Origin of the sequence: Nocardioides sp. (assembly GCF_014360585.1) — a bacterium.
Lineage (GTDB): Bacteria > Actinomycetota > Actinomycetes > Propionibacteriales > Nocardioidaceae > Nocardioides.
In genome coordinates, this window is sequence record NZ_JACIXG010000013.1 from 50,371 (window position 1) to 76,456 (window position 26,086).

Here is a 26,086-nt window from a genome sequence, read left to right on the forward strand (position 1 = left end):
CGCGGATCAGTCCTCGGGGTGGGAGAGGACGATCTCGTGGCCGTCGACGCCGTGGCCGGTGAGGCTCACCGCGCCGGCCGCCGGCGGATAGCTGGTCGCCAGGACCGTGTACTCCCCGCCGTCGAGATCGGCGAAGGCGTACGCCCCGTCCGCGCCGGTCGTCGCGGTCCCGACCACGTTGCCGGCCGCGTCGACCAGCGTCACCCGAGCGTCTGCGAGAGGGCCGAAGGATGCCTTGACGATACCGGTCAACCGGGCGCCGGTGACCAGCTCCACCTCGACCCGGGTGACCCCGGTCGCGCCGATCTCGATCGGCACGGCGTGCGGGCGGTAGCCCTCGGCGTTGACCGCGACCGTGGCCGGTCCCGGGACCAGCTCGTCGACGAAGAAGGTGCCGTCGGCGACGGTCGTTCCGGTGGAGAGCAGGTCGCCGCGTACGTCGGTCACGATCACCATCGCACCCTGGACCGGGGCACCGTCGTCGCCGCTGCGCACCATGCCCTTGAGGCCCGTAGTGCCGCTGAGCAGGAGGTCGTACGCCACCGGCTCACCGCCCACGACCACGGTCGATGCCTGCGGCTGGAAGCCGTCGGCCGAGGCGATCAGGACGTATGTCCCCAACCCGGGTGCGTCCACCGCGTAGGAGCCGTCGGCATGGGCGACGGACCGGCCGAGCTGGCGCCCCGACAGCGAGATCAGCGTGACGGCGGCGTGCGGGAGCGGGACGCTGCCGGCGCCGCGGACGAATCCGTGCAGCGCGATCCCGTTGCCGGCCGGGGTGGATGCGGCCGGAGTGGATGGTGCCGGAGTGGATGGTGCCGGAGCGGCGGTGGCAGCTGGGTGCTGCTCGGGCACCCCGGCGACGGCCTCGGCGACAGCCGCGGGCCCGTCGACGTCGGCCGCCTCCTCGGCAGCCTGGGCGAGCCCGCCCTTGGTCTTCAGCGGAACCTCCTTGATGAACACCACCATGAGGAGCGCGACGACGGCTGCCCCCGCGGCGACCAGGAAGATGTCGGCGATGCCGTGGCCGTACGCACTCTCCAGCACGGTCCGCAGCGGCTCGGGGATCTTGTCCATGTCGGGGATCTCGCCCGAGGTGCTCTGGGCCATCGCGGCGTACCTCGGTCCCAGGTCGGCCAGACCGTCCTTGACGTAGTCGCCGACCCGGTTCGCCATCAGGGCGCCGAGCGCGGAGACGCCCATCGCGCCGCCGAGGCTGCGGAAGAACGTCACCATCGAGCTGGCGGCGCCGAGGTCGGCGGGTGCGACCTGGTTCTGCGTGGAGAGGACCAGGTTCTGCATCGTCATGCCGACGCCCAGCCCGAGAACCGCCATGAAGACGGCGACGTGCCAGTACTCGGTGTCGTAGCGGATCGTGCCGAGCATGCCCAGCCCGCCGACGATCAGCGCGGCGCCGACCACGAGCCAGGCCTTCCACTTCCCGGTGCGGGTGATGACCTGTCCCGAGATGGTCGAGGAGAGGAACAGACCGGCGATCATCGGGATCGTCATCACCCCGGCCATCGTCGGGGACTTGTCGCGGGCGAGCTGGAAGTACTGGCTGAAGAAGATCGTCCCGGCGAACATCGCCACCCCGACGAAGAGCGAGGCGAGCGAGGAGAGCGTGATCGTCCGGTTGCGGAACAGTCGCAACGGGACGATCGGCTCCGCGGCCTTCGACTCGACGATGCCGAAGATCGCCAGGAGCGCCGCCGAGCCGCCGACCATGGCCGCGGTCTCCCGGGAGGCCCAGTCGTACTTGTCGCCGGCGAAGGTGACCCAGACGAGCAGCAGGCAGACGCCGGCCGCCATGAAGAACGCGCCGGCCCAGTCGACCTTGACGCCCTCCCGCCTGACGACGGGAAGGTGCAGGGTCTTCTGCAGCACGATGAAGGCGACGATCGCGAACGGGATGCCGACGTAGAAGCACCAGCGCCAGCCGAGCGAGTCGGCGTCGGTGATGACCCCGCCGAGCAGCGGGCCGCCGACGGTGGCGACCGCGAAGACGGCACCGAGGTAGCCCGAGTAGCGGCCGCGCTCACGCGGGGAGATCATCGCCGCCATGATGATCTGGGCCAGGGCGGTCAGGCCGCCCATGCCGATGCCCTGGACCGCCCGGGCGGCGATCAGCTGCTCCGGGTTCTGGGCCAGGCCGGCGACGGCCGATGCCGCCACGAAGAGGACCAGCGCGATCTGCATCAGCAGCTTCTTGCTGAACAGGTCGGCCATCTTGCCCCACAGCGGGGTGGTGGCCGTCATGGTGAGCAGGGTGGAGGTGACCACCCAGGTGTAGGCCGACTGCCCGCCGCCGATGTCGGCGATGATCTCCGGAAGCGCGTTGGAGACGATCGTGGAGGAGATCATCGCCACGAACATGCCGAGCAGCAGGCCCGAGAGCGCCTCCATGATCTCGCGGTGAGACATCTGACCGTGCAGGGCCCCGGGGGCACCGTCGGACGAGCCTCCCGGTGGACCTGCGTGCGTCCGTTCGGCGGTCGTCGTTGCCATGGACTTCCCTTCTGTATCGAGCACAGCGGTGCTGGGCAGAGCCTCAGCTGCGTACGTGAGTGAGCGTGTGTGCTGGGCAGACGACGCTGTCGTGCAGCTTGGCCATGAGCCGGATCAGCTCGTGGACCTCGTCGTCGCTCCAGTCGCTGAGCCGCTCGGAGAGCAGCTCGGTGATGTGGTCGGAGAACCCGGCGAGCAGGGCTCGCCCGGAGGCGGTGAGACACAGCAGGCGCGATCGGCCGTCCGCCGGGTTGGGGGAGCGTGCGAGCCAGTCGTGGTCGGCCAGGTAGGAGACGTGGCGGCTGGTCACCGAGATGTCGACGGCGAGCAGATCGGTGAGCTCGCTGATGGTCATCTCGCCGTGCTGGCTCAGGAGCCCCAGCACGCTTGCGGAGCCGGCCGGTAGGCCGGGCGGGAGGTTGCGCGCGAGGCCCCTCTTGACGGCCCCGACCTCGCTGAGTCGATGCATCAGGTCGCGGTAGGTCGCCTGTTCCATCATCGCCCCTCTTGATTGGTTGACTTTTACAACCTTATGAAGAATAGGGGACCGATGCAAATTGCTTCGCGGGCGAGTCGGGGTCCAAGGAGGCGGGCTAGGCGACCGTGCCGCGGGCGGCCCAGGCCGTCGCGGTCACGGTGAACGGGCCATTCCCGAGCCGTCGGCGGGCGACCTCCTCGAGCGCGGCGCGGCCGGCGTCGTCGAGGGACTCCATGTAGTCGCCCGCCGGGCCGACGCCGAAGGTGTACGGGTCCCACCAGTCCTCGAACGTCGGATGGGTGACGCGGACGGCCAGGCCGCTGCGCTCGACCTTGCGGAGGCCGGCCTGCTTGAACAGCTTCTCGAGGTCACCCATCCGGGAGCCGGCTAGAAGCGCCTCGTCCTCGGCCTCCGGGTCGATCTCGTGCACGCACGACCAGAACGGCGAGACGGCACCGGTGTCGGCGTCCCAGACGCACGCCGCGACGGTGCCGCCGGGCCGGGTGACCCGGATCATCTCCTCGATGCCCGCCGCCGGGTCGGTCATGAAGTGCACGACCAGCTGGGCCAGGGAGACGTCGAACCAGTTGTCGGCGAAGGGGAGCGCCTCGGCCACGCCGGTGTGCACGTCGACCCTGGCCAGCTCGCGGGCGACCGCCTCGATGAAGGGTGGTGAGGGGTCGATGGCGGCTACCAGATGGGCCTCGGTGAGGGTCACGAGATGGCGGGTGAGCGTGCCGGGTCCGCAGCCGACGTCGAGCACCCGCTGGCCCATGCCGACCCGGGCGAGTTCGGCGAAGTGCGGGGTGAGGGGCTCGGCGTAGCGTCCCATGAACCGGGCATATCTCTCCGCGACGACGTCGAAACCCATGCTTCAGGCTAGGTCCGCCGTCCGCTGTGCCGACAGCCCCAAGTTCGGTATCTCCCGGTGCGGGCCTAGTGGGTCGACGGCGTCGTCTCGACCTCGGTGCGGTCGTCGGACCACAGCGTGTGGAAGGTGCCGTCCTTGTCGACGCGCCGGTAGGTGTGCGCGCCGAAGAAGTCACGCTGGCCCTGGATGAGCGCGGCCGGGAGCCGGTCGGCGGCGAGCGAGTCGAAGTAGGCGAGCGCCGAGGAGAAGCCGGGCGCGGGGACGCCGGCGGCGGCCGCGATCCCGACGACGCGCCGCCAGGCATCCTCGCCGGAGGCTACGCCGTCGGCGAAGTAGGGGTCGACCAGCAGCGTCTCCAGGTCGGGCTTGGTCGCGTAGGCGTCCACGATCCGGTCGAGGAAGCGGGCCCGGATGATGCAGCCGGCCCGCCAGATCTTGGCGAGCGCGCCGAGATCGATGTCCCAGCCGTACTCCTTCGCTCCGGCCACGATCAGGTCGAACCCCTGTGCATAGGCGACCACCTTCGAGGCGTACAGAGCCGCGCGTACGTCGTCGACGAACGTGTCGGGGACCTCCGGCGCCTTCGGGCGGTTGGTCACCGAGGCCCGCATCGCGCCGCGCTGGGCCGGCTTGGAGGAGACCGCCCGGGCGAAGACGGCCTCGCCGATGCCGGAGACCGGGATGCCTAGGCCGAGGGCGTTCTGCACCGTCCAGACGCCGGTGCCCTTCGACCCGGCCTGGTCGAGGATGACGTCCACGAGCGGCGAGCCCGTCTCGGCGTCCTTCTGGGCGAGCACCTCCGCGGTGATCTCGATCAGGTAGGACTCCAGATCACCGGTGTTCCAGTCCTTGAACACGTCCACGAGCTGCTCCACAGATAGCCCGCCCACCCGGCGCAGGAGGTCGTAGGCCTCCGCGATCAGCTGCATGTCGGCGTACTCGATGCCGTTGTGGACCATCTTCACGAAGTGGCCGGCCCCGTCGGTGCCGATGTGGGTGACGCAGGGCTCGCCTTCGGCGACCGCGGCGATGCTCTTCAGGATCGGGCCCAGCGTCTCCCAGGCTTCGGCCGAGCCGCCGGGCATGATCGAGGGACCGTTGAGCGCACCCTCCTCGCCGCCGGAGATGCCGGTGCCGACGAAGTTCAGGCCCCGCTCACGAAGCTCGCGCTCGCGGCGGATGGTGTCGTTGAAGTTGGCGTTGCCGCCGTCGACGATGATGTCGCCGGGCTCGAACCGCTCGGCGAGCTGCTCGATCACCGCGTCGGTGCCCTTGCCTGCCTGGACCATGATGATCGCCGTACGCGGCTTGGCCAGGGTGGCCACGAAGTCGTCGATCGTCTCGGAGGCGAGGAAGCCGGCCTCGGGATGCTCGGTGATCAGCTCCTCGGTGCGGGCGTAGGTGCGGTTGTAGACCGCCACTGTGTTTCCCTCTCGCGAGGCGAGGTTGCGGGCCAGGTTGGAGCCCATCACGGCCAGGCCCACCACGCCGATGTTCGCGGACCTGTTGTCGGTGTTCGGCATCGCTGCTCCTCGTTGCTGCATCTGGGTTGGGCGGGTGCCACCATCATGCCCGCGGGGTGAAGACCATGTCCTCGGGTATCTCGAGCCCGAGCTGGGCGAGCAGGTCGAAGAGCACGCCCGCGACCTGACGGGTGAGCCGTTCGACCACCTCGTCGCGGGTCTCGTCGCCGTGGTCGAGCCACCAGATGATGCTGGCGTCGACCATCCCCATCAACCCGGCGAGGACGCCGTCGGGCGGCTCGCCGCTGAGCTCGGACTCGCTCAGGTAGCCGCGCATCGCCTCGACGAGCTCGTTGAGGAAGCGGGTCCGACCCATCCGGGCGCGGTGCAGCGCCTTGGTCTGCTGCTGGGCGGCGACGAAGCGGTAGAGGTTGGGGTGCTCGGCCGCCCAGTCGACGCACGACCCGATGACCCCGCCGATCACCTCGCTGGGAGTCCCGGTGCGAGCCAGGTTGGGCCGTACGCGGCGCAGCAGCTCGTTCGCGGCGAACCTCGTCACCTCGGCGTCGAGCTGATCCTTGCCGGCGAAGTGCCGGTAGACGTTGGGCCGCGGCAGGCCGGCCCGTTCGGCGATCCGTGCCATCCCGACGGTGGGGCCGTCCTCCTCGATCGCCTCGACCGCGGCGAGCACCACTCGCGAGCGTCGCGAGTCGTCCTCGAGCGCCTCTTTCGCCGAGCGGCGCCGAACTGTCGAGTCGACCCACTTCGCAACGTCCACCACGCGTTCACCGTAGCGCTGATACACCTTGTATCCGGTACGGGTACGGTGATACAACCTGTATCCAGTACATCGTGTCCCACTTACTCGTGGGGTGCCGACCGGAAGGAACGCCCGTGACCCGCCGCTCACCCTGGATGGACCAGGACCTCGAGGACCTGCGCGACCTCGCCCGCACCTTCTGCGAGAAGGAGATCAAGCCCAACATCGACTCGTTCATCGCCAACAAGCAGGTCGACCGCGATCTGTGGAACCGGGCCGGCGAGCTCGGCCTGCTCTGCCTCTCCGTGCCGGAGGAGTACGGCGGCGGTGGCGGCACCTTCGCCCATGAGGCCGTGCTGATCGAGGAGCAGGCCCGCGTCGGTGACTCCTCGTGGGGTGCCCCGCTGCACAGCGGGATCGTGGCGCACTACCTGGTGGCGTACGGCACCGAGGAGCAGAAGCAGGAGTGGCTGCCCAAGATGGCCAGCGGGGAGGTGGTCGCCGCCGTCGCGATGACCGAGCCCGGCACCGGATCGGACCTGCAGGCGATCAAGTCGAAGGCGATCCGCGACGGCGACGACTATGTCGTCAGCGGCGCCAAGACGTTCATCACCAACGGCCTCCAGGCCGACATGGTGCTGGTCGCGGTCAAGACCAACCCGGAGGAGAAGGGTGCCGGGATCTCGCTGGTGATCGTCCCCACCGACACCCCCGGGTTCCGGCGTGGGCGGGTGCTCAACAAGATCGGGATGAAGGGCCAGGACACCTGTGAGCTCTTCTTCGACGACGTACGCATCCCCGCGGCCAATCTGCTCGGGGCGAAGGAGGGCGAGGGCTTCGTCCAGCTCATGCTGCAGCTTCCGCAGGAGCGCCTGATCGTCGCGCTCGGCTGTGTGGCGGCGATGGAGTTCGCCTACGAGGAGACGATCTCCTACGTCCACACCCGCACCGCCTTCGGCCGCCCGGTCTTCGGTTTCCAGAACACCAAGTTCACGATGGCCGAGGTCGCCACGGAGGCACGGGTGGCGCGCTCCTTCATCGACGAGTGCATCGAGCTGCACATCAAGGGCGAACTCGACATCCCGACGGTCGCGATGGCGAAGTACTGGTGCTCGGAGCGGGCCATGAAGGTCGTCGACAAGTGCGTGCAGATGCACGGCGGCTACGGCTACATGGAGGAGTACCCCATCGCTCGTGCCTTCACCGACCTGCGCGTCCAGCAGATCTACGCCGGCACGACCGAGATCATGAAGGAGATCATCAGCCGCTCCCTGCCCGTCCCGAGCTAGGGCTCGGAACGGGCCTCGGAGCCGGACTCAGGGCTCAGGCTGCGGCGCTGGGCGGCGCGGCGCGGAAACGCGCCGGCCGTCCGGCGACGCCGAGGGCCCGCCATGCCCAGTTGGTCAGCGGCGTACGCAGCCCGAGGTTGTCGAAGAGCATCCGCACGTCGGCGAAGAGATGGCGGCGGAAGGCGGCGGCCTCGGGGCCTTTGCCCCAGACCTCGCGAACGACCGAGTCGGGCAGGCCCATGAGCTCGCGGTCGGCGCGGGACGGGATGATGATGGCGTCCGCGCCGAGGCGCATGGCGAGCGGGGTGAGGATCCCGAGGGCGATGCGCGAGACCGGGTTGAGGTCCGGCGCGTGCTCCTCGAGCCAGGCGTGCGCGAACCCGATGTGGCGTGCCTCCTCGGCGATGTGGATGGCCATGATCCGGTCCAGGAGCGGGTGGGTGCCGCCGGAGCGCATGACCTCCTTCTGCACGTGGTCGATCGGCTCCTCGCCGGCGAGGATGATGGCGAAGAAGAGCGCGGGGTAGAGGCCGCCGAGATGTCCGACCAGCGGGATGGTCCGCATCAGCCACTCGGGCGCGCCGGCGACGTCGGGGCACACCCGGTTGGTGAACTCCTGGAACATCTGGATGTGGTGCGTCTCTTCGGTGAGCTCGTGCATGAAGTAGCGGAACTCGGGGTCGCCGTTCTCGACGCCCATCAGGAACTGGGTGCCGCCTAGGAGCAGCAGCTGCTCGAACTGGGACCCGGTCTTCACCATCGCGGTGAGGCGGTGCCGGCCGACCTCGATCTGCCGCGCCTTGGGCAGCGACTGATACCAGGGGTGCGCGCCGAGCAGATCGAGCGGGGGCAGGATCCAGCGCTCGTCGTCCTCGTCGACGGCCATCTCCGCGGAATCCCAGTCGACGTCCTTGAACGCGTTGAAGTACTTCTCGACCGAGGCCTCCGACAACGTACGCAGCGTCTCGTCGTACCCCCGGCGGGGGTGCGGCCGGGGCGCGATCACGCGGGCCGGGGTGCTGGCCACCGTGCCCACGTAGCCACCGATCGAGCGAAGTGTCTGCACAACCATCCGAGCCTCCTTGCGCGATGTTGATACATCACCAAGGTACATGGGATTTGTGTCCCGGGAAACGCTTTTGGAGGTGTGTCTCGCTCAGCAGATCTCGGCAGCCAGCGCCTTGCGCACTCCGGCGACCAGGTCCTCCGGAGTCCGGGCGGGGCGGTCGAATGTGGTGCGCGCGCTGTGCGCCCCGCGCTCGTCGACCCACTGGAAATCGAAGCCGTCGGCGTGGAGCCCCGAGACCTGGGCGGCGAGGATGCTGTCGACCGGGAGGTAGGTGCGGGTGGCGACCGCCTCGCGGAGCTCGTCTCCGTGGTGGTTGTTGAGGTGGTCCTGGTTGCGGTGGAGCACGCCGTCATTGAGGTCGAGGTCGCGGTCGGTGAAGGTGTCGAGCGGGATCGGGAGCGCCTCCCCGCCCGTGCGTACCAGCATGACGCCGGCGACATCCATGACCACCTCGTCCCACTCCGTCTCGCAGCAGGTGCAGGCGTCGGTACGCAGCCACCTGAGCGTGCCGGTGAGCCGGACCGCCTCGTCGCCGCCGAAGGCCCCCTGCAGGACCAGCACGGCATGGCTGCCCCGGCGGCCGGCGTACGCCAGGCGCTGCTCGGGTGGGCACAGGAAGGTCGGCCGCCCGCCGTCGTCGGCGAAGCCCTGCATCTCGAGCTCCTCCATCGAATAGGGAATCCCGTCGATGACCACGCTTCCGCCGCGAGGGCAGGACAGGATGCTGCGGGCAATGCTGGCGGTCGAATCCATGACACCTCCAAGTTTAGGTAAGGCTTACCTAAACACGATTGGGTGTGCGGGGACAAGTGATCGTCCGGCCGAGCCGAGGGCGGACCCACTCAGAATCCGATCGGCAGACCTGCGTAGTTCTCCGCGAGTCCGGCCGCGGCGTGCTCGCTCGAGGTCACCCAGCGCAGCTGGGAGAGCTGGAGCTGGGTGTCGAACGGGTCCTCGGCGGTGTGCAGCATGGTGGTCATCCACCAGGAGAAGTGGGTGCAGCGCCAGACCCGGCGCAGCGCGGTCTCGGAGTAGCCGTCGGCCAGGCGCGGGTCACCTTTGAGGAGCGCCGTGAGTGCGGGCGCCAGCAGCGCGACATCGGCGATCGCGAGGTTGAGTCCCTTGGCGCCCGTCGGGGGGACGATGTGGGCGGCGTCGCCGGCGAGGAAGAGCCGGCCGTGGCGCATCGGCGTGGATACGTGGGAGCGCATCGGGAGGACGCTGCGGTCGGTGATCTGACCGGGCTGGAGCGTCCAGCCGTTCTGTCCGTGGCCGAGCCGGGCGGCGAGCGCGTCCCAGATCCGGTCGTCGGACCAGGTCGCCGGGTCGGTGCCGTTGGGCACCTGGAGGTAGAACCGCGAGACGCTCTCCGAGCGCATCGAGTGCAGGGCGAAGCCGTGGGGGTGCCAGGCGTAGATCAACTCGTCGGTCGATGGTGCGACGTCGGCGAGGATGCCGAACCAGCTGTAGGGGTAGGTGCGGTCCCAGCTCTCTCGGGCCGGGATCGCGGCCCGGCTGGGGCCGAAGGAGCCGTCGCAGCCGACGATCGCGTCAGCGACCACCGTCCGGGCACGGCCCTCGGAGTCGGTGAAGGTGACCGAGGGGCGGTCGGACTCGATGTCGTGCAGCGCGGTGTCGGTGACCTCGTAGTGGACGACCTGCCCGGCGGCTCGTCGGGCGTCGCTCAGGTCCTTCTGCACCTCGGTCTGCCCGTAGACGTAGACCGCGCGGCCGACCAGGTCGACGAAGTCGAGGTGATGGCGCTCCTCGGGCCACTGCAGGTAGATCCCGCGGTGCTTGTCGGCGTCGCGGGCCAGTCGGTCGCCGAGCCCGACCTCGGTGAGCAGGTCGACGCTCGACTGCTCCAGGATGCCGGCGCGGATCCGAGCCGCGACGTACTCCTCCGACCGGGTCTCCACCACGACCGCGTCGACCCCGTCGGCCGCGAGGAGATGGCTCAGCAGCATCCCTGCGGGGCCGGCGCCGACGATCACGACCTGCGTACGTTCATCTGCCATGGGGTGAGTCAACCTCCGTTCGGGTGGTCGCCGCCACAGCCTCTTTCCACTGGGTGAAAAGGCGGTGCTGTGGAGCCAAATGATGCGGACGGGCTCTTGTGTCCGCACCGGCACGTCCCTACGGTCGAGGCAATCCACGTTGTGACCCGAGTCACAAACTGAAAAAGGAGCGCCCCTGATGCCCGACGTCCTCGCTGACCGCGCCGCCATCGAGTCCCAGATCGGCGACCAGACCATGGTCGACATCCTCGCCAACGTGGTGGCCGAACGCGGCGCCGAGCCGGCCTTCTCCGACCGGCACACCGCCGACGGCACCGGTTGGCGCACGCTGACCTGGGACGAGCTGCACCAGCGGGCTCGCGAGCTCGCGGCTGCGTACATCGCGGCTGGTCTGAAGCCGGGGGAGTCGGTCGCGATCATGGCCGCCAACCGCATCGAGCACGTCATCGCCGACATGGCTGCGGTGCTCGCCGGCGGGGTCCCGATCAGCATCTACAACACCCTCGCGCCCGACCAGGTCGGCTATGTCGCCGAGCACGCGGACCCGCGGATCGTGGTGCTGGAGACCGACGACCACGTCGCCCGCTGGGCGCTCGGGTTGAAGCGGGAGGAGATCGTCCGTGTCGTCACGATCGACACGACCGTGGCGGACGATCCGCGGGCGGTCGCCTGGGGCGACTTCGTGTCCTCGGGGGCGGCCGCGCTGGCCGAGCTCGGCGACGAGCTGGACGCGCGAGGCGCCGCGGTGACCCAGGACGACACCGTCACCATGCTCTACACCTCGGGCACGACCGGGCAGCCCAAGGGCGTGGTGCTCACCCACCGCAACATCGTCTTCGAGACGACCTCCTCGTTGGCGACCTCCGGAGTCGAGGAGCCGGGGGTGCTGGTCTCCTACCTGCCGTTCGCGCACATCGCCGAGCGGGTGCTCAGTCTCTACATCCCGCAGTTCAACGGCGGTCACGTCTACCTGATCCAGGACCCCGCGCTGCTGCTCGGCACCCTCCAGGAGGTGCATCCGACCAGCTTCTTCGGGGTGCCCCGGGTCTGGGAGAAGATCCGCACCGGCGTCACCGCGCTGCTCGCCGCCGAGACCGACGACGCCAAGCGGGAGGCCGTGGAGAAGGCGATGGCGGTCGGGCTGGCCTACGTCGAGTCGCAGCAGACCGGGCAGACGACCTCGGCCGAGCTTCAGGCGCAGTTCGAGCAGGCCGACGCGGGGGTGCTCTCGATCATGCGCGCGCTGCTCGGTCTCGACAAGGTCGAGTGGGCGGCCAGCGCCGCCGCGCCGATGCCCATCGAGGTGGCGAGGTTCTTCGCCGGCCTGGGGCTGAAGATCTACGACGTCTACGGCATGACCGAGACCACCGGGGCGGCCACCGGCAACGGCCCCGACGGCTTCCGGCTCGGCACCGTCGGCCGTGCGCAGCCCGGGATCGAGGTGCGTATCGCCGATGACGGCGAGATCCTGTTCCGTGGTCCGATCATGACTCCTGGCTACGTACGACGACCGGAGGCCACGGCCGAGCTCTTCGACGCCGACGGCTGGCTGCACACCGGTGACATCGGCTCGCTGGACGAGGACGGGTTCCTGACCGTCGTCGACCGCAAGAAGGAGATGATCATCAACTCCGCCGGCAAGAACATCGCGCCGTCCAACATCGAAAACCTCCTCAAGGAGAGCCCGCTGGTCGGGCACGCCATGGTGGTCGGTGACGGTCGCTCGTACGTCGTCGCCGTGCTCACCCTCGATGGCGAGATCGCTCCGGTGGTCGCTCAGAAGCTCGGGGTCGAGGCCGGCTCGCTCGCCGAGCTCGCCCAGCACCCGGTCATCCGGGGCGCCGTGGCCCAGGCCGTGGACGCCGCCAACGCCCGGCTCTCGCGCCCCGAGCAGGTCAAGGCCTTCGAGCTGCTCGGCGAGGAGTGGACCGCCGAGTCCGAGGAGCTCACGCCAACCCTGAAGCTGAAGCGCCGGGTGGTGAGCAAGAAGTACGCCGACATCATCGACGGGCTGTACGCCGAGGCGCAAGGCTGAGTCGCGAGGGTTGTGAAGCCGAGAGTGGTCTATGGGCCACTCTCGGCTTCACGACGTCGGCGGCCTTCGCAGATCGGACATCGTGTTGGCCCAGCCGCCGTCGCGTCGGATCTGCACGACCGCGATGAGGACCAGGACAGCGGCGGTCGCGAAGTGGATCAGCGCGTCGGTGACGTTGTCGGGCATGTGCATGACCCACATGACCTGCGGTGAGATGAGCGCCCAGATCCCGGGAACGGTGCCGGCGACGGCCGCGGCCAGGAGATAGAGCACCGACCAGGAGTTGCGGCGGCACAGGAACAGACCGGGCGCGAACAGCGCGAGCCCGGCGACCGCGTGCCAGCCGTTGTAGTCCATCCCCAGCACCTTCTGCGTCGGGGCATGGTGGCCGACCTCAAAGCTCGGCTCCGCGATGAATCCGGCGATCGCCCACAGGATGTGGACCGTGCAGACCACGAGGACCGCCCACTGGGTGAACGTCCATCGCGTGCCCGAACGCGTCTCTTGATAGATCGTTCTAGTCATATATTGACCATAGACCTTCCTGTTCACAGGCGCTACCGGAAAGACCAGGCGATGACCAACACGCGTACGCGGATCCTCGATGCCAGCACCGAGCTCTTCCGCAGGCAGGGCATGTCCGGCACCGGCCTCAAGCAGATCGCCGAGGTGGCCAAGGCGCCGTTCGGATCGATCTACCACTTCTTCCCCGGGGGCAAGGACGATCTGGCGGGTGAGACGATCCGGCGCGCGGGCGGGGAGTACCGCGACCTGGTCCTGGCCCTCTTCACTGGTCCCGACGACTTGCTCACCAATGTCGAGACCGCGTTCGCGGCCGCCGCCACGGTGCTGGTGGAGACCGACTACGCCGACGCCTGCCCGATCGCCACCGTCGCGCTCGAGGTCGCGAGCACCAACGAGACGTTGCGCAAGGCCACCGCCGAGGTGTTCACCGACTGGATCGAGGTCGGTGGTCGGCATCTCGAGCAGCGGGGAGTCCCACCCGAGACCGCCCGCGGCCTCATCATCGGCCTCATCACGAGCCTGGAGGGCGCCTTCGTCCTCGCTCGGTCGCTGCGGTCCACCGAGCCGCTGGAGGCGGCCGGCCGCACCGTACAGGCTGCGGTGCGGGAGGCGTTGCGCACCGCAGCCTAGAAATCAGCGTGCCGTCGGTGCGCGGGGTCGGCGGTGCCGGGGGTGGCTCCGGCGACGGCGGCACCGATGGAGCTGACGGGCACGAACGCGACGCCGTGCTCGCCGCACAGTCTCAGCAGCGCGTCGTCCTCGCGGCGGGTGGTGAGACCGTACTGGTTCTGTACGCAGGCCACCGGCCCGATCGCGATCGACCCGGCGCCGCGTCCCGCTTCCAAGCAGGCGTACGCGCCCGGGAGCTCGGGCTCGTCTGACCGTTCCGGTCAACGGTGTCCGGATCCTGATGCCGCCGGCTCGTTCTTCAGGCCTGAGGGTAACGTCGGGGGTGACTTGTTCGGGCGGGTCAGGAGGTCTGCGGTGCGGTGCTTCATCGTCGTCAAGGGGCGCAGCGACGCCGAGCGCTGGGACTGGGTTCTGGCCGGCCCGGAGCTGCGCGCGGCGGGATCGCTGGGTGCGCGCGGGACCGAGGACGCGATCATCGCGGCGCTCGGAGCCGCGTACGACTCGCTGGAGTCGCTCGCCCCGGTTCAGGTCGTGGTCGCGCTTCCGTCCAACTCGCGGTTCTGGATGCTGACCGACGAGATCGCGTCCGCCTATCCAGGGGTCACCGTGGTGCCGTTCGTCGACGAGGACGCGGGCATCCGTGCCGAGGCGGTGGAGGCGCTGGCCGTCCATCGCGCCGGCCCGTTGCCGCCGCTGGTGGTTGCCACCGACGGCTCGGCGCACCGTGGGTTCATCGGCTGGGGCTGGCTCGCCGGCGACGGACAGCACGGCTTCGGACGGCAGCTGCCCAACGCCCGGATCCGCGATCCGCAGTCGCTGGTGGTCCTGGCCGAGCTCCAGGCGATCGCCGAGGCGGTGCGAGCGCTGCCTCGGCGCACGCTGACCATCCGGTCCGACTCGCGGGTCGCGCTCGCGCTGATCGAGGGCTGGCTCCGGGGCGAGGTGTCCATGCCGAAGGGCTACGAGACTGCCCACCGGGCCGAGCTCGCCGGCCTGACCCGGATGCACGACGACCTGTGCCGCGAGTCCGAGCGAATCTCGTTCGAATGGGTGCGCGGCCATGTCGGCGAGGCCCTCAACGAGGGTGCGGACTCGCTCGCAAAGCTCGCCCGACGCTTCGCCGAAGGGACCTGGGGGCTGACCGCCGAGGAGATTCCCAGGAGGGCACGGGCGATCGCGGATACGTTCGCCGCGCCCGTGACTTCGGGCTCCGCAACTGCGGTGCACATTGCTTCGGGCTCCGCTTCAGCCAGGTAGGTTCGCCTGCTGTGAATCCTCCTGCGGTCACCATCGCCCCCGACGAGCCGGCGCAGCTCCGCGCGCGGCTCGATGCGCTGGGCCTGGACGGCATCTTCGACGTACACACCCATTTCCTGCCCGAGCGGATGCTCGAGAAGGTCTGGGCCTACTTCGACGCGGTCGGTCCGATGACCGGCCAGGCGTGGCCGATCGCCTACCGGCACACCGAGGAGGAGCGGCTCCGTGTGCTGAGGGGCCTCGGCGTACGTCGCTTCTCGGCGCTCACCTATCCGCACAAGCCCCAGATGGCGGCATGGCTGAACGAGTGGGGCGCGGAGTTCGCGGCCGACAAGCCGGACTGTCTGCAGTCGGCGACGTTCTACCCGGAGCCGGGGGCGGGTGAGTGCGTCCGCGAGGCGGTCGAGTCAGGGGCGCGGATCTTCAAGGCGCACGTCCAGGTCGGTGACTACGACCCCAACTCGCCGCTGCTGGACCCGGTCTGGGAGGTGCTCTCGCAGTCGCGTACGCCGCTGGTGATCCACTCCGGCCACGGCCCTGCTCCGGGGCGTTTCACCGGGCCGGCCGGCATGGAGGCGCTGCTCGAGCGCTACCCGGATCTGGTGCTGATCGTCGCCCACATGGGGCTGCCGGACTACTCACGATTCCTCGACCTGGCGGAGAAGTACGACGGGGTGCACCTGGACACGACGATGGCCTTCACCGCCTTCACCGAGGCGATGGCACCCTTCCCCGCCGAGGAGATGCCACGCCTGAAGGCGCTGGGGGAGCGGGTGCTGTTCGGGAGCGACTTCCCGAACATCCCCTATCCCTATCTGGAGGCGGTCGACGCGGTTCTGGGGCTCGGGCTCGGGGATGAGTGGGCGCGCGGGGTGCTCTATGGGAACGCCGCGCGGCTCTTCGGTCTGCCCCCGACCGCCTAGGCTACGGCGGTCTCCTCGAGGCTGCCGGTGAGGATCTGGACGAGGTCGGGGAACCCGAGCGCGAGCCGGTTGAACCGGGGCGACTCCGCGGCGACGACCAGGTGCTTGGCGAGCTCGATCTCGTCCCGGGCCCACGGGATCAGCCCCGCACGGTCCAGGTTCGCCGAGTTGGCAGCGCCGTGGCCGGAGATCGAGCGGTAGGTGATCACCGGAGTGCCCGAGGCCAGCGCCTCGAGCGAGGTGAAGCCGCCGGCGTTCTGGACGACGCAGTCGCTGGTCGCCATCAGGGCGCGTACGTCGGTGCGCCAGCCGAGGGCAACCACACCGGGGATGCGCTCCAGGCGGCGCTTGAGAAAGCGATCGGTCGCGCAGAGGACCACCGGGGTCATGTCGCTGTGGGTGAGGATGTCGCGGGCGGTCTGCTCGAGAGCACCGGCGCCGAGGGAGCCGCCGGTGACCAGCGCCCGCGGGCCGGTCAGCTGGAGGTCCGACAGCGGGTCGGGGAAGGCGCGCCCCGGCACATACTCCGCCCCGGCCGGGACCAGTGCCTGGACGACGGACGCGTTGCCCCCGAGCAGGCGGGCCTCGCGGGCGGCGACCTCGTGGAGGGCGAGGTTGAGGTCGATGCCCGGGTGGATCCACAGCGCCGGGACCGCGGCGTCGGTGAGGTAGGTGACGGCGGGCGTCGTGAGCTGTCCGGTGGTGCGCAGCTCGCCGATGACCTGGGAGCAGAACGGATGGGTGGAGACGACCAGGTCTGCGCCGCGCGTGGCTTCGATGATCGGGCGGGTGGAGAGGCGAAGGAGCTGCGCGAAGAGCCTGTGGAGCGGACCTCCCGGCATGACCATGCTCATCGTGGTTCCCCAGGAGTCGGGGCTGACCTGGAGCTGCATCTTGTAGCCGAGCTTCAGCCCGCGCCCGAGTCGCCACGGCATCAGGTCGACGAAGTCGAGGATCTCGACGTCGCACCCGGCCTCCTCGAGGACTCGTGAGATCTCCCGGGAGGCTGAGTTGTGGCCGGCGCCGTAGCTCGCCGAGATGATCACCACGCGGGGTGCCGAGCCGGGCCGGAGGTGCAGGAGGGGCCCGAGCCGCTCCGAGTCGATGGACATGCGCCGGATTCTGTAGGCAGGGTGTGACGTCGTGGTGAACGGGACACCCGTCGGCGGCACTCTTCACCATCGGTTCGTCTCGCAGAACCTGCGAGCGTTCTATGGTTCATCCTGTGATCACGGCCCAGGCGTTGCGCGATCGAGCGCGGTCGGCGGTGGCCGAGCTGGGCGGCGGCCCGTCGGCGGTGGCCGTGGTGATGCGCCGGGTCGTGCGGAGCTTCGCGGCGGCGCGGGGGATGGCGCTCACCGATGCTGCTCTCGACGGCGCGGGGCTGCTGTCCGTGCCGGGCGCGGACCATCCCTCCCTGGATCATCTGCTTTCGGACTATCTGGTCCCGGACGGGACAACGGTGGACGATCTCGTTCTGGAGGAGATCGGCTACATCTACGAGGCTCTGCTCGAGGACTCCTCGCGGCGCGACAACGGTGCCCACTACACCCCGCCCGAGCTCGCCGACGAGATCGTCGCGCACACCCTGGCGCCGGTCGCCGCGCCGGACGCGACCGTGGTCGACATCGCCGCCGGGAGCGGCGCCTTCCTCCTCGCCTCCGCCCGCTATCTGGCCTCCTCGTGCCAGGCGCCCATGGTCGAGATCGTGACCGGCTGTCTCTACGGCGCCGACATCGACCCGGTCGCGGTCGACATCGCGAAGCTGTCTCTCTGGCTGCTCTGCGAGGATCCCGCGCTCCCGCTGACCTTTCTCGACGACCGCATCCTCTGCGGCAACTCGCTGGTGGGGCTCGTCGACCCGGCCGAGCTGCCCACGGGCGTGCGCGATCCGAAGGCGTACGCCGATGCCATGGTCGCGGTCGCGCTGCCGTTGGGCGGCCGGCCGGGGCGACGGCTCGACGAGGCGTACGCGGCACTGAGCAGGAGCCGGCGCCTACCTGCTCCCGTCGTCCGGCCGATCCACTGGGCGCTGGTCGCTCCTGAGGCCATGGCGCGTGGCGGCTTCGACGCGGTCGTCGGCAATCCGCCCTACCTCGGGGTGAAGCGGGTGCGGGACGCGATCGGCCAAGAGCTGCGGGACTACCTCGCTCACACGCTCGCCGGAGGCACCACCAGGCGGGCCGACTACGTCATCTACTTCCTGCTCCGCGCTGCTGCACTCAGCCGGGGCGAGATCGGGCTGATCACGACAGACTCGGTCAGCGAGGGCGACACGGCGCGGTTCGGCCTCGGCGCCCTCCTGGACCGCGGCTGGCAGGTCGCCCGGGCGGAACGGTCGGCCCCGTGGCCGACGGCGGGCGTGCGGTTCGCGAAGATCTGGCTCACCATCCGTCCGCTCGACAGCGCCTGGCTCGACGGGCGCCCGGTCTCCGCGATCACCGGCACGCTCGAGGAAGGCCTCTCCCTCCCGGAGCCGGCGCGGCTGGATCTCGAGGTCCCGCTACCGCACGGCTATCAGGGCACGATCGTGCTCGGGCGCTCGCTCGTGCTGACGCCGTCCGAGGCGGAGACGTTCGCTCGCGGCCCGCTCGGGCACGCCGTGCGGCCCTACCTGAGCGGTGAGGACCTGGTGAGGCCCTGTGGCTCGACCGCCTCCCGCTTCGTCGTGGACGTGGGCAAGCTGGGGCTCGAGGAGCTCGCCGAGGATCGTACGCTCGCGCGTCTCGTACGGTCGAAGGTACGCGCCGAGCGCCGCCGTCAGTTCGTGAAGTATCCCCAGCTCAAGGAGCGCTGGTGGGGTTTCCTCAGCCCGGTCGACGAGCTCTATCGCGACGCCGCCGGACTGTCGCACGTCATCGCGTTCAGCAAGCACAGCAAGCACCTGTGGCCCGTGCTGGTCGGTGCCGACCACGTGTTCTCCAACGGCCTGGTCGTCTACCCGACGCAGGATCCGGCGGCGTACGCGTTCCTGGCCTCCGACCTCCATCGTGTCTGGGCGATGCGCGCCGGCGGCACCATGCTCAACACCGCCTACCGCTACAACCCCTCGCGCCTGCGCGCCACCTATCCGTTCCCCGCCGATCTCGCGTCGCTCCGCCCGATCGGCGAGGCGCTCCTGGCGGCCCTGGACCGCGTCGGTACCGAGCGCCGGATCGGCATCACCGGCGTACTCAACCTCGTCGGCGACCCCCACACCCATGACCTCGCGACCGCCGACCTGCGCCAAGCCATCGCCGACGTCAACCACGCGACCGCCCGCCTGCAGGGCATCGACGAGTCTCTCGCCACCCCAGACCTGACCCCCACCGGCTTCGGCCTCACCCCGATCCGCCAGCGGGCGCTGATGGCCGCCCTCATCGACCAGAACCTCACCCTCGCCGAGACGTCAGGTACGTCGGCCGAGACGTCACCGCGGTGACGCTTCGGCCGACGCGAGTGACGCTTCGGCTAGACCGGGGTGGCGGGTCCGCCCTCGACGGGAGCAGTGAAGTCGACGGTGCGCTTGGCGTTGGCCAGGGCGGTGACGGTGGCGGTGCCGATGGTGCCCTCGCGGTCGAAGACCTCGGCGGTGCCGACGGAGATGCCCTCGTGGGCGACATGGTCGATGGTGGCGAGGCCGACCTCCATCCCGGCGGGGCGGCGGGCCAGGGCGAGCGAGATGTCGGTGTTGATCCACTCGACGCCGTTGCTGCCCCAGTTGGTGACCATCGAGGTGGCGTCGGCGATGGAGGCCACTGTCTGGAACGGGGTCATCGGCTCGTCGGCGACGGTCGGCACCGCGACCTGCCAGGTGACGTGGCGCCCGGCGTTCTGGTGGCGGCCGAAGTCGTCGGACCAGGGGCTGTCGGAGACGAAGAAGGGTACGTGCGGCTCGGAGGTCGGCGGTGCCACCTCCAGCGGCGGGGGAGTGGCGCGCTCGGTCGACGACCAGACCTCACCGGCGGGGTTGTCTCCCGCGAGCAGATAGGTGCAGGTCGCGCGGGCCACGACCCGCTCCTCGCCGTCGCCGGTCGACTGGACCATCTCGGCATCGAGCAGTGCGATGCGGGGGCCGTTGCGTACGACGCTCGTCCGGATCCTCGTCGGCACCATCCGCGGGGGCCGGAACAGGTCGACGTGATAGCGCGCCGGCACCAGCTCGGTGGCGCGCCCGAGCTCCTCGATCTGGTCCTCGAGGCCACGGGCGATCAGGCCGCTGGCCGCGACTCCGTGCATGTGGTCGTCAGCCCACATGCTGCGAGCCATCGGTGTGGGCTCGAAGCCGTCGTCGGTGCGGCGGAAGAATGCGAGATCCATGCGGACCATTCTAGAACGTGTCCTAACTTCGGATTCAGTTGCGAAAACCGGCAAAGAGTAACGGTTCCGTCATCAGATAGGGTCGAAAACCACGTACTATCGCACCAAAGCAGCCCCGATCGAAGAGGACGACGATGAGCACCACGCCTCCCTACCAGGTGACCGACCCCGCTACTGGCGAGGTGATCGAGACCTTCCCGTTCGCCACCGATGCCGAGGTGGAGGAGGCGATGGAGCGATCCAAGAACGCGTACGCCGCCTGGCGCTCGACTCCGATCGAGGAACGTTCCGCGATCGTCAAGCGCGCCGCCGACCTCTTCACCGAGCGCGCGGCGGAGCTCGGGAAGATCATCCGCACCGAGATGGGCAAGAAGAGCTCCTCGGGCGCAGGCGAGGCCGAGTTCTCCGGCGAGATCACCGCCTACTACGCCGACCACGGCCCCGAGCTGCTCGCGGAGACCGACCTGCCAGGACACGAGGGCAAGGCGGTCATCCAGCGTCTCCCGCTCGGCCCAGTGCTCGGAGTGATGCCGTGGAACTACCCGTACTACCAGGTCGCCCGCTTCGCCGCGCCGAACCTCGTCGCCGGCAACACCGTCATCCTCAAGCACGCCGAGAACTGCCCGCGCTCCTCGGCCGCGATCGCGAAGATCTTCGAGGAGGCCGGCCTTCCCGACGGCGTCTACCAGAACATCTACGCCACCCATGAGCAGATCGCCACGATGATCGCCGACCCGAGGGTCCGGGCGGTCTCTCTGACCGGCTCCGAGCGCGCCGGCACGGCGGTCGCCGAGGCCGCGGGCCGCCACCTGAAGAAGGTCGTCCTCGAGCTCGGTGGCTCCGACCCCTACATCATCCTCGACTCCGACGACATCGACGACGCCGCCGAGACTGCCTGGGCGACCAGGATGGAGAACGTCGGCCAGGTGTGCAACGGCAACAAGCGGATGATCGTGAACGAAGGCGTCTACGACGACTTCGTCGCGGCCCTCACCAAGCGCGCTGCCGCGATGACGCCGCTCGAGGGTGAGGACGGCGACGACACCGCCTACTCCCCGCTGGTGGCCCGCAAGGCGGCCGAGGCCCTGCGTGACCAGATCGAGGACGCGGTCTCCAAGGGAGCCACGCTCCACGCCGGCGGCGAGATCTCCGACGGGCCCGACGCGTTCTTCGCCCCTGCCGTCCTCACCGGGGTGACCCCGCAGATGCGTGCCTACACCGAGGAGCTCTTCGGTCCGGTCGCGGTGGTCTACAAGGTGAGCACGGACGAGGAGGCGGTCGAGCTGGCCAACGCGGTGGAGTACGGCCTCGGTGGTGCGGTCTTCTCCACCGACGAGGCTCGCGCGATCGCCGTCGCCCAGCAGCTCGAGGTCGGCATGGCCAACGTCAACACCCCGGCCGGCGAAGGTGCCGACGTCCCCTTCGGCGGCACCAAGCGCTCCGGCTTCGGCCGTGAGCTCGGCCCGCTCGGGATCGACGAGTTCCTCAACAAGCGTCTCTTCTACGTCGAGCGCTGAGCTCACATCGGCAGGCCTGCTCGGCTGCCCGGGATTCTCTGCGAGAATCCGGAGAATGGCTGAGAAGGTGTCCTTCGCGAGCATGTCCGGGCCGATGCTGGCCGGTCTCATCGACCTGCCCGAGGGGGAGGTGCGTGGCTGGGGAGTGTTCAGCCACGGCTTCACCCTCGGGAAGGAGTCTCCGGCTGCCGCGCGGATCTGCAAGCAGCTCGCCGCCGAGGGCATCGGGATGCTGCGCTTCGACAACCTCGGGCTCGGCGACTCCGAGGGCGACTGGGGCGACGGCTCCTTCACCCACAAGGTCGCCGACACCGTCGAGGCCACTCGCTTCATGGCCGATCGCGGCACCCCGGCGGAGCTGCTCGTCGGGCACTCCTTCGGCGGTGCGGCGGTCCTGGCGGCAGCCGACGAGGCCATCGGCGTCGACGCCGTGGTCACCGTCGGCGCCCCGTTCCAGCCGGCGCACGTCGAGCACAACTACGACGCGGTGCTCTCCAGGGTGCTCGAAGAGGGCCAGTCGCCGTGGATGGCCGGCGGCAAGCTGCTGACCCTTCGTGAGCACTTCGTCCACGACGTACGCCGCGCCGACCTGCGCCACAAGATCATGCAGCTCAAGAAGCCGCTCCTGGTCATGCACAGCCCCACCGACAACACGGTGGGCATCGAGAACGCCTCCGACATCTTCAACACCGCCCGCCACCCGCGCTCCTTCGTAGCGCTGGAGGGCTCCGACCACCTCCTCACCAGGAAGGGCCAGGCCAGGCGCGCGGCCCGGATCATCTCGGCCTGGGCGGACCAGTACCTGGTGGACTGAGCCGGGGGCACACGAGTTCAGCCGGGCTCTTCCGCACCCTGCCTGACGCCGATGTTTGATCAATTGACAGAAAACGCGGAACGAGACTTCCGCTAACGGGTGTGGGTGGGGTTACACTCGCTGCAAGCGCCCGGCTCGTGGACGTTCGTCGTGGGGACCGAACGAGTCACTGGCCCGGTCGATGAGGCGCCGATCGCGCGTACCCGCTGTTTGTCTGCGGTCGTCAGTCGTCTGCCATCGATCTGCGTGAGCCCTGGGAGGGCGACCGGCCGATGAGGGTCGGTATCTGGACATGCCACTCACCCGTGCGTGGCCCAAGGAGGATTCAGTTGGCTCAGGGAGCCGCTACCCGGCGCAACAACCGGTCGGGCCGTTCGCGAAACAACGGCAACGCCGGCAAGTCCGGGCAGAACGGTCGCCGCAAAGGCGTCCACAAGGACAACGAGGGCATCATTCCGGTGCTCGCTCAGGTCGTCCGCGAGGTTGAGTCGGCCGTGCAGCGCCGCTCGGCCATGCCCGACGTACGCACCAAGTTCCAGGTCGTCGCGCTCCTCGCCCGAGACGAGCGCCACCGCGTGCTCGAGGACGAGACCCTCAACGAGGGACGCCGCGCCGAGCAGCTCAAGCGCCTGGACGGGATCGCCACGATCCTCGCCAAGACGGCGACCATGGACTCGCGTCTGTTCGAGCTCCTCGCCGAGGACGCCGAGATCTCTGATGCCGCCGTCGACCTCAAGCACGAGCTGATGGCCCGCGGTGGCGTCGACGTGCCTGAGGACGAGGAGGACGACGAGGACGAGACTCCTGCTGTCGTCGTCCCCGACAAGCGGGTGATCCCGACGAGCGTCGTCCAGCGCCAGCTCTCGAACCCGTTCCTGGTGCCCGACTTCACCAACGCCCGGCCGCCGGTGCATGCGCGCCGCCTATCCGGCTGGGAGCTGCTCGGACCGCTGTTCCGAAGCTTCGAGTACGCCGACTCCGGACCCTCCTGCATGCCGCTGCCAGAGCCGCCCGCCTACGGTCCCGGCCACATCGACGCGCCGGGGACCCGCGAGCTCATGCACCACCAGGCGCAGCTGGTCGCATCGGCCGCCGAGGGGCACCGTTCCTTCCTGTTGGCCGACGAGCCCGGTCTCGGCAAGACCGCTCAGGCCCTGCTCGCCGCCGAGGCGGCGGACGCCTACCCGCTGCTCGTCGTCGTGCCCAACGTCGTCAAGGCCAACTGGGCCCGTGAGGTCGACCTCTGGACGCCGTCCAAGAAGGCGACGGTCGTGCACGGCAACGGCGAGGACATCGACGGCTTCGCCGACATCATCGTGGTCAACTACGAGATCCTCGACCGCCACGTCGGCTGGCTCGGCGAGTTCGGCTTCAAGGGCATGGTCGTCGACGAGGCCCACTTCATCAAGAACAAGTCCTCCCAGCGCTCCCAGCACGTGCTGGCCCTCTCCGAGAAGATCCGGCAGCGGGCGGCCAACCCGCTGTTGATGGCGCTGACCGGCACCCCGCTGATCAACGACATCGAGGACTTCCGGGCGATCTGGCAGTTCCTCGGCTGGATCGACGACGTCATGCCGCAGGGCAGCCTGCTCGAGGGGCTCGAGGAGACCGGCATGACCCCGCAGGACAACAGCTTCTACGGCGCTGCCCGTCGTGTCGTGGTCAACCAGGGCATCGTGCGGCGCCGCAAGATCGACGTCGCCAGCGACATCCCCGCCAGGCGCGTGGCCGACCTTCCGGTCGAGCTCGACGACGCCGAGGGACGCTCGATCCGGGCCGCCGAGGCCGAGCTGGCCAAGCGGATGATGAAGCGGTACGACACCGCCATCGAGACCCGGGTGACCGGCGCCAAGCCGGCCGCCGGCGAGCTCGACCTCGAGCTGATCCGCCGCGTGGCCGCGTGGGAGCGTGAGGACCAGGACGCCTCGACCGGCGAGAACGTCTTCGGCATGATGCGCCGCATCGGCAAGGCGAAGGCCAGCCTGGCCGCCGACTACGCCGCCCAGCTGGCCCGCAACGTCGGCAAGGTCGTCTTCTTCGCCAAGCACATCGAGGTCATGGACACCGCGCAGAAGCTCTTCGAGGAGCGCGGCATCCGCTACTCCACGATCCGTGGCGACCAGACCTCGAAGGCGCGCGAGAAGGCCATCGACGAGTTCATGAACGACCCCGAGGTCAAGGTCATCGTCTGCTCGCTCACCGCCGCCGGTGTCGGCGTCAACCTGCAGGCCGCCTCCAACCTGATCCTGGCCGAGCTCTCCTGGACCGACGCCGAGCAGACCCAGGCGATCGACCGCGTCCACCGCATCGGCCAGACCGAGCCGGTCACCGCCTGGCGCATCATCGCCTCGCAGACCATCGACACCCGGGTCGCCGAGCTGATCGACTCCAAGGCCGGCCTCGCGGCCCGTGCTCTCGATGGCTCCGACGAGGAGATCACCGACTCCGCCGACATCCAGCTCGAGGCCCTGGTCTCGCTGCTCACCGATGCGCTCCGCAAGCGGGAGTCCGGCCGCCGGAGCCGTCGCACCGCCTGATCCGGTCCGGAGCTTCATTCGGGCGCCATCTCAGGGAGAATCCTGAGGTGGCGCCTGGGTGCTCCGGCGTAGGCTTGGTCACATGTTCTGGATCATTCTTCTCCTCATCGCGGCGGCCGTTGGTGGATACGTCTTCCGAGTGCCGATCGTCGCCAAGCTGACCGGTCAGCCACGCAGCCGTATCGAGCGTCAGATCGGGCCGAAGGACAAGCGTTTCCCCTGACCGGACCAGCCCTGATCCCCGCAGGGAATCCTCAGCAGCCCGCATGCGTTGAGGCGTACGTGTCCGCCGACCCGGCGCGCACGTGACTCCAGACCGGAAGTGAGACCCCCATGCCCACCGTCGAGCTCGGCGCAGAGAACTTCGAGAGCACCGTCACCGACAACGAGATCGTCCTCGTCGACTTCTGGGCGTCCTGGTGCGGCCCGTGCCGCCAGTTCGGCCCGATCTACGACGCCGCCTCCGCAGAGCACCCCGAGATCGTCTTCGGCAAGGTCGACACCGAGGCCGAGCAGGCGCTCGCCGGCGCCGCCAACATCACCTCGATCCCGACGCTGATGGCCTTCAAGAAGGGCAACCTGGTCTTCTCCCAGCCCGGCGCGCTCCCGGCGCCCGCGCTGAAGCAGGTCATCGACGCAGTCGTCGAGCTCGATGTCGACAAGGCGCTCGCCGAGCAGTCCGGGGAGTCCGGCGAGTAAGACCAAGCAACGCTGCCGGACCCGCATCAGGTTTGATAGCGCTGTGACCGAAGACGCCCACGACGAGCTCCTGCGCCTGCGCGGCAGCATCGACAACCTCGACGCCGCCCTTGTCCACCTCCTCGCCGAGCGCTTCAAGTGCACCGAGCAGGTCGGTCGGCTGAAGGCGCGCGCCGGCTTCCCGCCAGCCGACCCCAACCGCGAGGCGGTCCAGATCGAGCGGCTCCGGAAGCTCTCCGACGACGCCGGCCTGGACCCCGAGTTCGCCGAGAAGATCCTCAACGTGATCATCGCCGAGGTGATCCGCAACCATCGGCAGTTCGTCGAGGACTGACAGGGTCGGGGTAGTCCGGTAGCGAACTGCCCATTTACCCGTCGGTAATAGGCAGTTCGC

General features: G+C 69.4%; 24 protein-coding genes. 12 read left to right on the forward strand and 12 right to left on the reverse strand.

Annotation, left to right across the window (positions count from 1 at the left end; genetic code table 11):
* Positions 1–6: 6 nt before the first annotated feature.
* The 5 genes from H5T77_RS06815 to H5T77_RS06835 form a co-directional block, all read right to left on the reverse strand.
* Positions 7–2,508, reverse strand: a complete 2,502-nt coding sequence (locus H5T77_RS06815) for an MFS transporter (RefSeq protein ID WP_292646761.1) — start codon at positions 2,506–2,508, stop codon at positions 7–9.
* Positions 2,509–2,551: 43 nt separating this feature from the next.
* The gene (locus H5T77_RS06820) at positions 2,552–3,004 is read right to left on the reverse strand and encodes a MarR family winged helix-turn-helix transcriptional regulator (protein WP_292646763.1); all 453 of its coding nucleotides are present in this window, start codon (positions 3,002–3,004) and stop codon (positions 2,552–2,554) included.
* Between the two features lie 97 nt (positions 3,005–3,101).
* Complete coding sequence (locus H5T77_RS06825) at positions 3,102–3,857, reverse strand: class I SAM-dependent methyltransferase (RefSeq protein WP_292646764.1); 756 nt, start codon at positions 3,855–3,857, stop codon at positions 3,102–3,104.
* Positions 3,858–3,922: 65 nt separating this feature from the next.
* Positions 3,923–5,380, reverse strand: a complete 1,458-nt coding sequence (gene gndA, locus H5T77_RS06830) for an NADP-dependent phosphogluconate dehydrogenase (RefSeq protein ID WP_292646766.1) — start codon at positions 5,378–5,380, stop codon at positions 3,923–3,925.
* 43 nt (positions 5,381–5,423) lie between these two features.
* A complete protein-coding gene (locus tag H5T77_RS06835; RefSeq protein WP_292646768.1) occupies positions 5,424–6,101 on the reverse strand; it encodes a TetR/AcrR family transcriptional regulator in 678 nt (225 codons plus the stop codon).
* Between the two features lie 113 nt (positions 6,102–6,214).
* Between H5T77_RS06835 and H5T77_RS06840 the strand changes: the two genes are divergently transcribed.
* Positions 6,215–7,369 (forward strand): acyl-CoA dehydrogenase family protein, encoded by a 1,155-nt coding sequence (locus H5T77_RS06840; RefSeq protein WP_366816612.1) that lies wholly within the window; start codon positions 6,215–6,217, stop codon positions 7,367–7,369.
* Positions 7,370–7,403: 34 nt separating this feature from the next.
* On the opposite strand, the gene H5T77_RS06845 is transcribed toward H5T77_RS06840, so the two are convergent.
* The 3 genes from H5T77_RS06845 to H5T77_RS06855 all read right to left on the reverse strand — a co-directional run bounded on the left by H5T77_RS06845 (position 7,404) and on the right by H5T77_RS06855 (position 10,456).
* On the reverse strand, positions 7,404–8,441 hold the full coding sequence (locus H5T77_RS06845) for an AurF N-oxygenase family protein (RefSeq protein ID WP_292646771.1): 1,038 nt from the start codon (positions 8,439–8,441) through the stop codon (positions 7,404–7,406).
* Positions 8,442–8,525: 84 nt separating this feature from the next.
* The gene (locus H5T77_RS06850; RefSeq protein ID WP_292646774.1) at positions 8,526–9,191 is read right to left on the reverse strand and encodes a DUF2470 domain-containing protein; all 666 of its coding nucleotides are present in this window, start codon (positions 9,189–9,191) and stop codon (positions 8,526–8,528) included.
* 89 nt (positions 9,192–9,280) lie between these two features.
* On the reverse strand, positions 9,281–10,456 hold the full coding sequence (locus H5T77_RS06855) for a 4-hydroxybenzoate 3-monooxygenase (RefSeq protein WP_292646776.1): 1,176 nt from the start codon (positions 10,454–10,456) through the stop codon (positions 9,281–9,283).
* Positions 10,457–10,634: 178 nt separating this feature from the next.
* On the opposite strand from H5T77_RS06855, the gene H5T77_RS06860 reads away from it, so the two are divergent.
* Positions 10,635–12,491 (forward strand): AMP-dependent synthetase/ligase, encoded by a 1,857-nt coding sequence (locus tag H5T77_RS06860; RefSeq protein WP_292646779.1) that lies wholly within the window; start codon positions 10,635–10,637, stop codon positions 12,489–12,491.
* Between the two features lie 48 nt (positions 12,492–12,539).
* On the opposite strand, the gene H5T77_RS06865 is transcribed toward H5T77_RS06860, so the two are convergent.
* Positions 12,540–13,016: a DUF4383 domain-containing protein gene (locus H5T77_RS06865; protein WP_292646782.1), complete on the reverse strand. Its 477-nt coding sequence runs from the start codon at positions 13,014–13,016 to the stop codon at positions 12,540–12,542.
* A 51-nt stretch (positions 13,017–13,067) separates the two neighbouring features.
* Here H5T77_RS06865 and H5T77_RS06870 point away from each other — a divergent pair, with 51 nt between their 5' ends.
* Complete coding sequence (locus H5T77_RS06870) at positions 13,068–13,646, forward strand: TetR/AcrR family transcriptional regulator (RefSeq protein WP_292646784.1); 579 nt, start codon at positions 13,068–13,070, stop codon at positions 13,644–13,646.
* Here the strand turns inward: H5T77_RS06870 and H5T77_RS06875 are convergent.
* Positions 13,643–13,861, reverse strand: a complete 219-nt coding sequence (locus H5T77_RS06875; protein WP_292646786.1) for an aldo-keto reductase family protein — start codon at positions 13,859–13,861, stop codon at positions 13,643–13,645. The two genes, H5T77_RS06870 and H5T77_RS06875, sit on opposite strands and share 4 nt — an antisense overlap.
* Before the next feature lie 139 nt (positions 13,862–14,000).
* Between H5T77_RS06875 and H5T77_RS06880 the strand changes: the two genes are divergently transcribed.
* Together H5T77_RS06880 and H5T77_RS06885 are read left to right on the forward strand one after the other, a co-directional pair.
* The gene (locus H5T77_RS06880) at positions 14,001–14,903 is read left to right on the forward strand and encodes a ribonuclease HI (protein ID WP_292646789.1); all 903 of its coding nucleotides are present in this window, start codon (positions 14,001–14,003) and stop codon (positions 14,901–14,903) included.
* An 11-nt stretch (positions 14,904–14,914) separates the two neighbouring features.
* Positions 14,915–15,826 carry an amidohydrolase family protein gene (locus H5T77_RS06885; RefSeq protein WP_292646791.1) on the forward strand — a complete coding sequence of 304 codons (912 nt, stop codon included), beginning with the start codon at positions 14,915–14,917 and terminating at the stop codon, positions 15,824–15,826.
* Here H5T77_RS06885 and H5T77_RS06890 read toward each other — a convergent pair.
* Positions 15,823–16,938, reverse strand: coding sequence for an MGDG synthase family glycosyltransferase (locus H5T77_RS06890; RefSeq protein WP_292646793.1), 1,116 nt, complete (start codon positions 16,936–16,938; stop codon positions 15,823–15,825). The genes H5T77_RS06885 and H5T77_RS06890 overlap by 4 nt on opposite strands.
* Positions 16,939–17,051: 113 nt before the next feature.
* Here H5T77_RS06890 and H5T77_RS06895 point away from each other — a divergent pair, with 113 nt between their 5' ends.
* Positions 17,052–19,247 carry an Eco57I restriction-modification methylase domain-containing protein gene (locus H5T77_RS06895; RefSeq protein ID WP_292646796.1) on the forward strand — a complete coding sequence of 732 codons (2,196 nt, stop codon included), beginning with the start codon at positions 17,052–17,054 and terminating at the stop codon, positions 19,245–19,247.
* Positions 19,248–19,276: 29 nt separating this feature from the next.
* Here the strand turns inward: H5T77_RS06895 and H5T77_RS06900 are convergent, their stop codons facing one another.
* Positions 19,277–20,125, reverse strand: coding sequence for an acyl-CoA thioesterase domain-containing protein (locus H5T77_RS06900; protein ID WP_292646799.1), 849 nt, complete (start codon positions 20,123–20,125; stop codon positions 19,277–19,279).
* Positions 20,126–20,259: 134 nt separating this feature from the next.
* Here H5T77_RS06900 and H5T77_RS06905 point away from each other — a divergent pair, with 134 nt between their 5' ends.
* From H5T77_RS06905 to H5T77_RS06930, 6 genes are all read left to right on the forward strand, one after another.
* Positions 20,260–21,642 carry an NAD-dependent succinate-semialdehyde dehydrogenase gene (locus tag H5T77_RS06905; protein ID WP_292646802.1) on the forward strand — a complete coding sequence of 461 codons (1,383 nt, stop codon included), beginning with the start codon at positions 20,260–20,262 and terminating at the stop codon, positions 21,640–21,642.
* Positions 21,643–21,697: 55 nt separating this feature from the next.
* On the forward strand, positions 21,698–22,456 hold the full coding sequence (locus tag H5T77_RS06910; protein WP_292646804.1) for an alpha/beta hydrolase family protein: 759 nt from the start codon (positions 21,698–21,700) through the stop codon (positions 22,454–22,456).
* Positions 22,457–22,785: 329 nt separating this feature from the next.
* Positions 22,786–24,993 carry a DEAD/DEAH box helicase gene (locus H5T77_RS06915; RefSeq protein WP_292646807.1) on the forward strand — a complete coding sequence of 736 codons (2,208 nt, stop codon included), beginning with the start codon at positions 22,786–22,788 and terminating at the stop codon, positions 24,991–24,993.
* Positions 24,994–25,075: 82 nt separating this feature from the next.
* Entirely contained in the window at positions 25,076–25,216 is a 141-nt protein-coding gene (locus H5T77_RS06920; protein WP_292646810.1) for a hypothetical protein, read from the forward strand.
* A 110-nt stretch (positions 25,217–25,326) separates the two neighbouring features.
* Positions 25,327–25,692, forward strand: coding sequence for a thioredoxin (gene trxA, locus H5T77_RS06925; RefSeq protein ID WP_292646813.1), 366 nt, complete (start codon positions 25,327–25,329; stop codon positions 25,690–25,692).
* A 43-nt stretch (positions 25,693–25,735) separates the two neighbouring features.
* Positions 25,736–26,026: a chorismate mutase gene (locus H5T77_RS06930; RefSeq protein WP_292646816.1), complete on the forward strand. Its 291-nt coding sequence runs from the start codon at positions 25,736–25,738 to the stop codon at positions 26,024–26,026.
* The last annotated feature ends 60 nt before the right edge of the window (positions 26,027–26,086 follow it).

Excerpts from the sequence above, each read along its gene's own strand:
- H5T77_RS06815 (WP_292646761.1), bottom strand. The coding sequence starts at position 2,508 with ATGGCAACGACGACCGCCGAACGGACGCACGCAGGTCCACCGGGAGGC.
- H5T77_RS06820 (WP_292646763.1), bottom strand. The coding sequence starts at position 3,004 with ATGGAACAGGCGACCTACCGCGACCTGATGCATCGACTCAGCGAGGTC.
- H5T77_RS06825 (WP_292646764.1), bottom strand. The coding sequence starts at position 3,857 with ATGGGTTTCGACGTCGTCGCGGAGAGATATGCCCGGTTCATGGGACGC.
- gndA (WP_292646766.1), bottom strand. The coding sequence starts at position 5,380 with ATGCCGAACACCGACAACAGGTCCGCGAACATCGGCGTGGTGGGCCTG.
- H5T77_RS06845 (WP_292646771.1), bottom strand. The coding sequence starts at position 8,441 with ATGGTTGTGCAGACACTTCGCTCGATCGGTGGCTACGTGGGCACGGTG.
- H5T77_RS06850 (WP_292646774.1), bottom strand. The coding sequence starts at position 9,191 with ATGGATTCGACCGCCAGCATTGCCCGCAGCATCCTGTCCTGCCCTCGC.
- H5T77_RS06855 (WP_292646776.1), bottom strand. The coding sequence starts at position 10,456 with ATGGCAGATGAACGTACGCAGGTCGTGATCGTCGGCGCCGGCCCCGCA.
- H5T77_RS06860 (WP_292646779.1), top strand. The coding sequence starts at position 10,635 with ATGCCCGACGTCCTCGCTGACCGCGCCGCCATCGAGTCCCAGATCGGC.
- H5T77_RS06865 (WP_292646782.1), bottom strand. The coding sequence starts at position 13,016 with ATGACTAGAACGATCTATCAAGAGACGCGTTCGGGCACGCGATGGACG.
- H5T77_RS06870 (WP_292646784.1), top strand. The coding sequence starts at position 13,068 with ATGACCAACACGCGTACGCGGATCCTCGATGCCAGCACCGAGCTCTTC.
- H5T77_RS06890 (WP_292646793.1), bottom strand. The coding sequence starts at position 16,938 with ATGTCCATCGACTCGGAGCGGCTCGGGCCCCTCCTGCACCTCCGGCCC.
- H5T77_RS06900 (WP_292646799.1), bottom strand. The coding sequence starts at position 20,125 with ATGGATCTCGCATTCTTCCGCCGCACCGACGACGGCTTCGAGCCCACA.
- H5T77_RS06905 (WP_292646802.1), top strand. The coding sequence starts at position 20,260 with ATGAGCACCACGCCTCCCTACCAGGTGACCGACCCCGCTACTGGCGAG.
- H5T77_RS06910 (WP_292646804.1), top strand. The coding sequence starts at position 21,698 with ATGGCTGAGAAGGTGTCCTTCGCGAGCATGTCCGGGCCGATGCTGGCC.
- H5T77_RS06920 (WP_292646810.1), top strand. The coding sequence starts at position 25,076 with ATGTTCTGGATCATTCTTCTCCTCATCGCGGCGGCCGTTGGTGGATAC.
- trxA (WP_292646813.1), top strand. The coding sequence starts at position 25,327 with ATGCCCACCGTCGAGCTCGGCGCAGAGAACTTCGAGAGCACCGTCACC.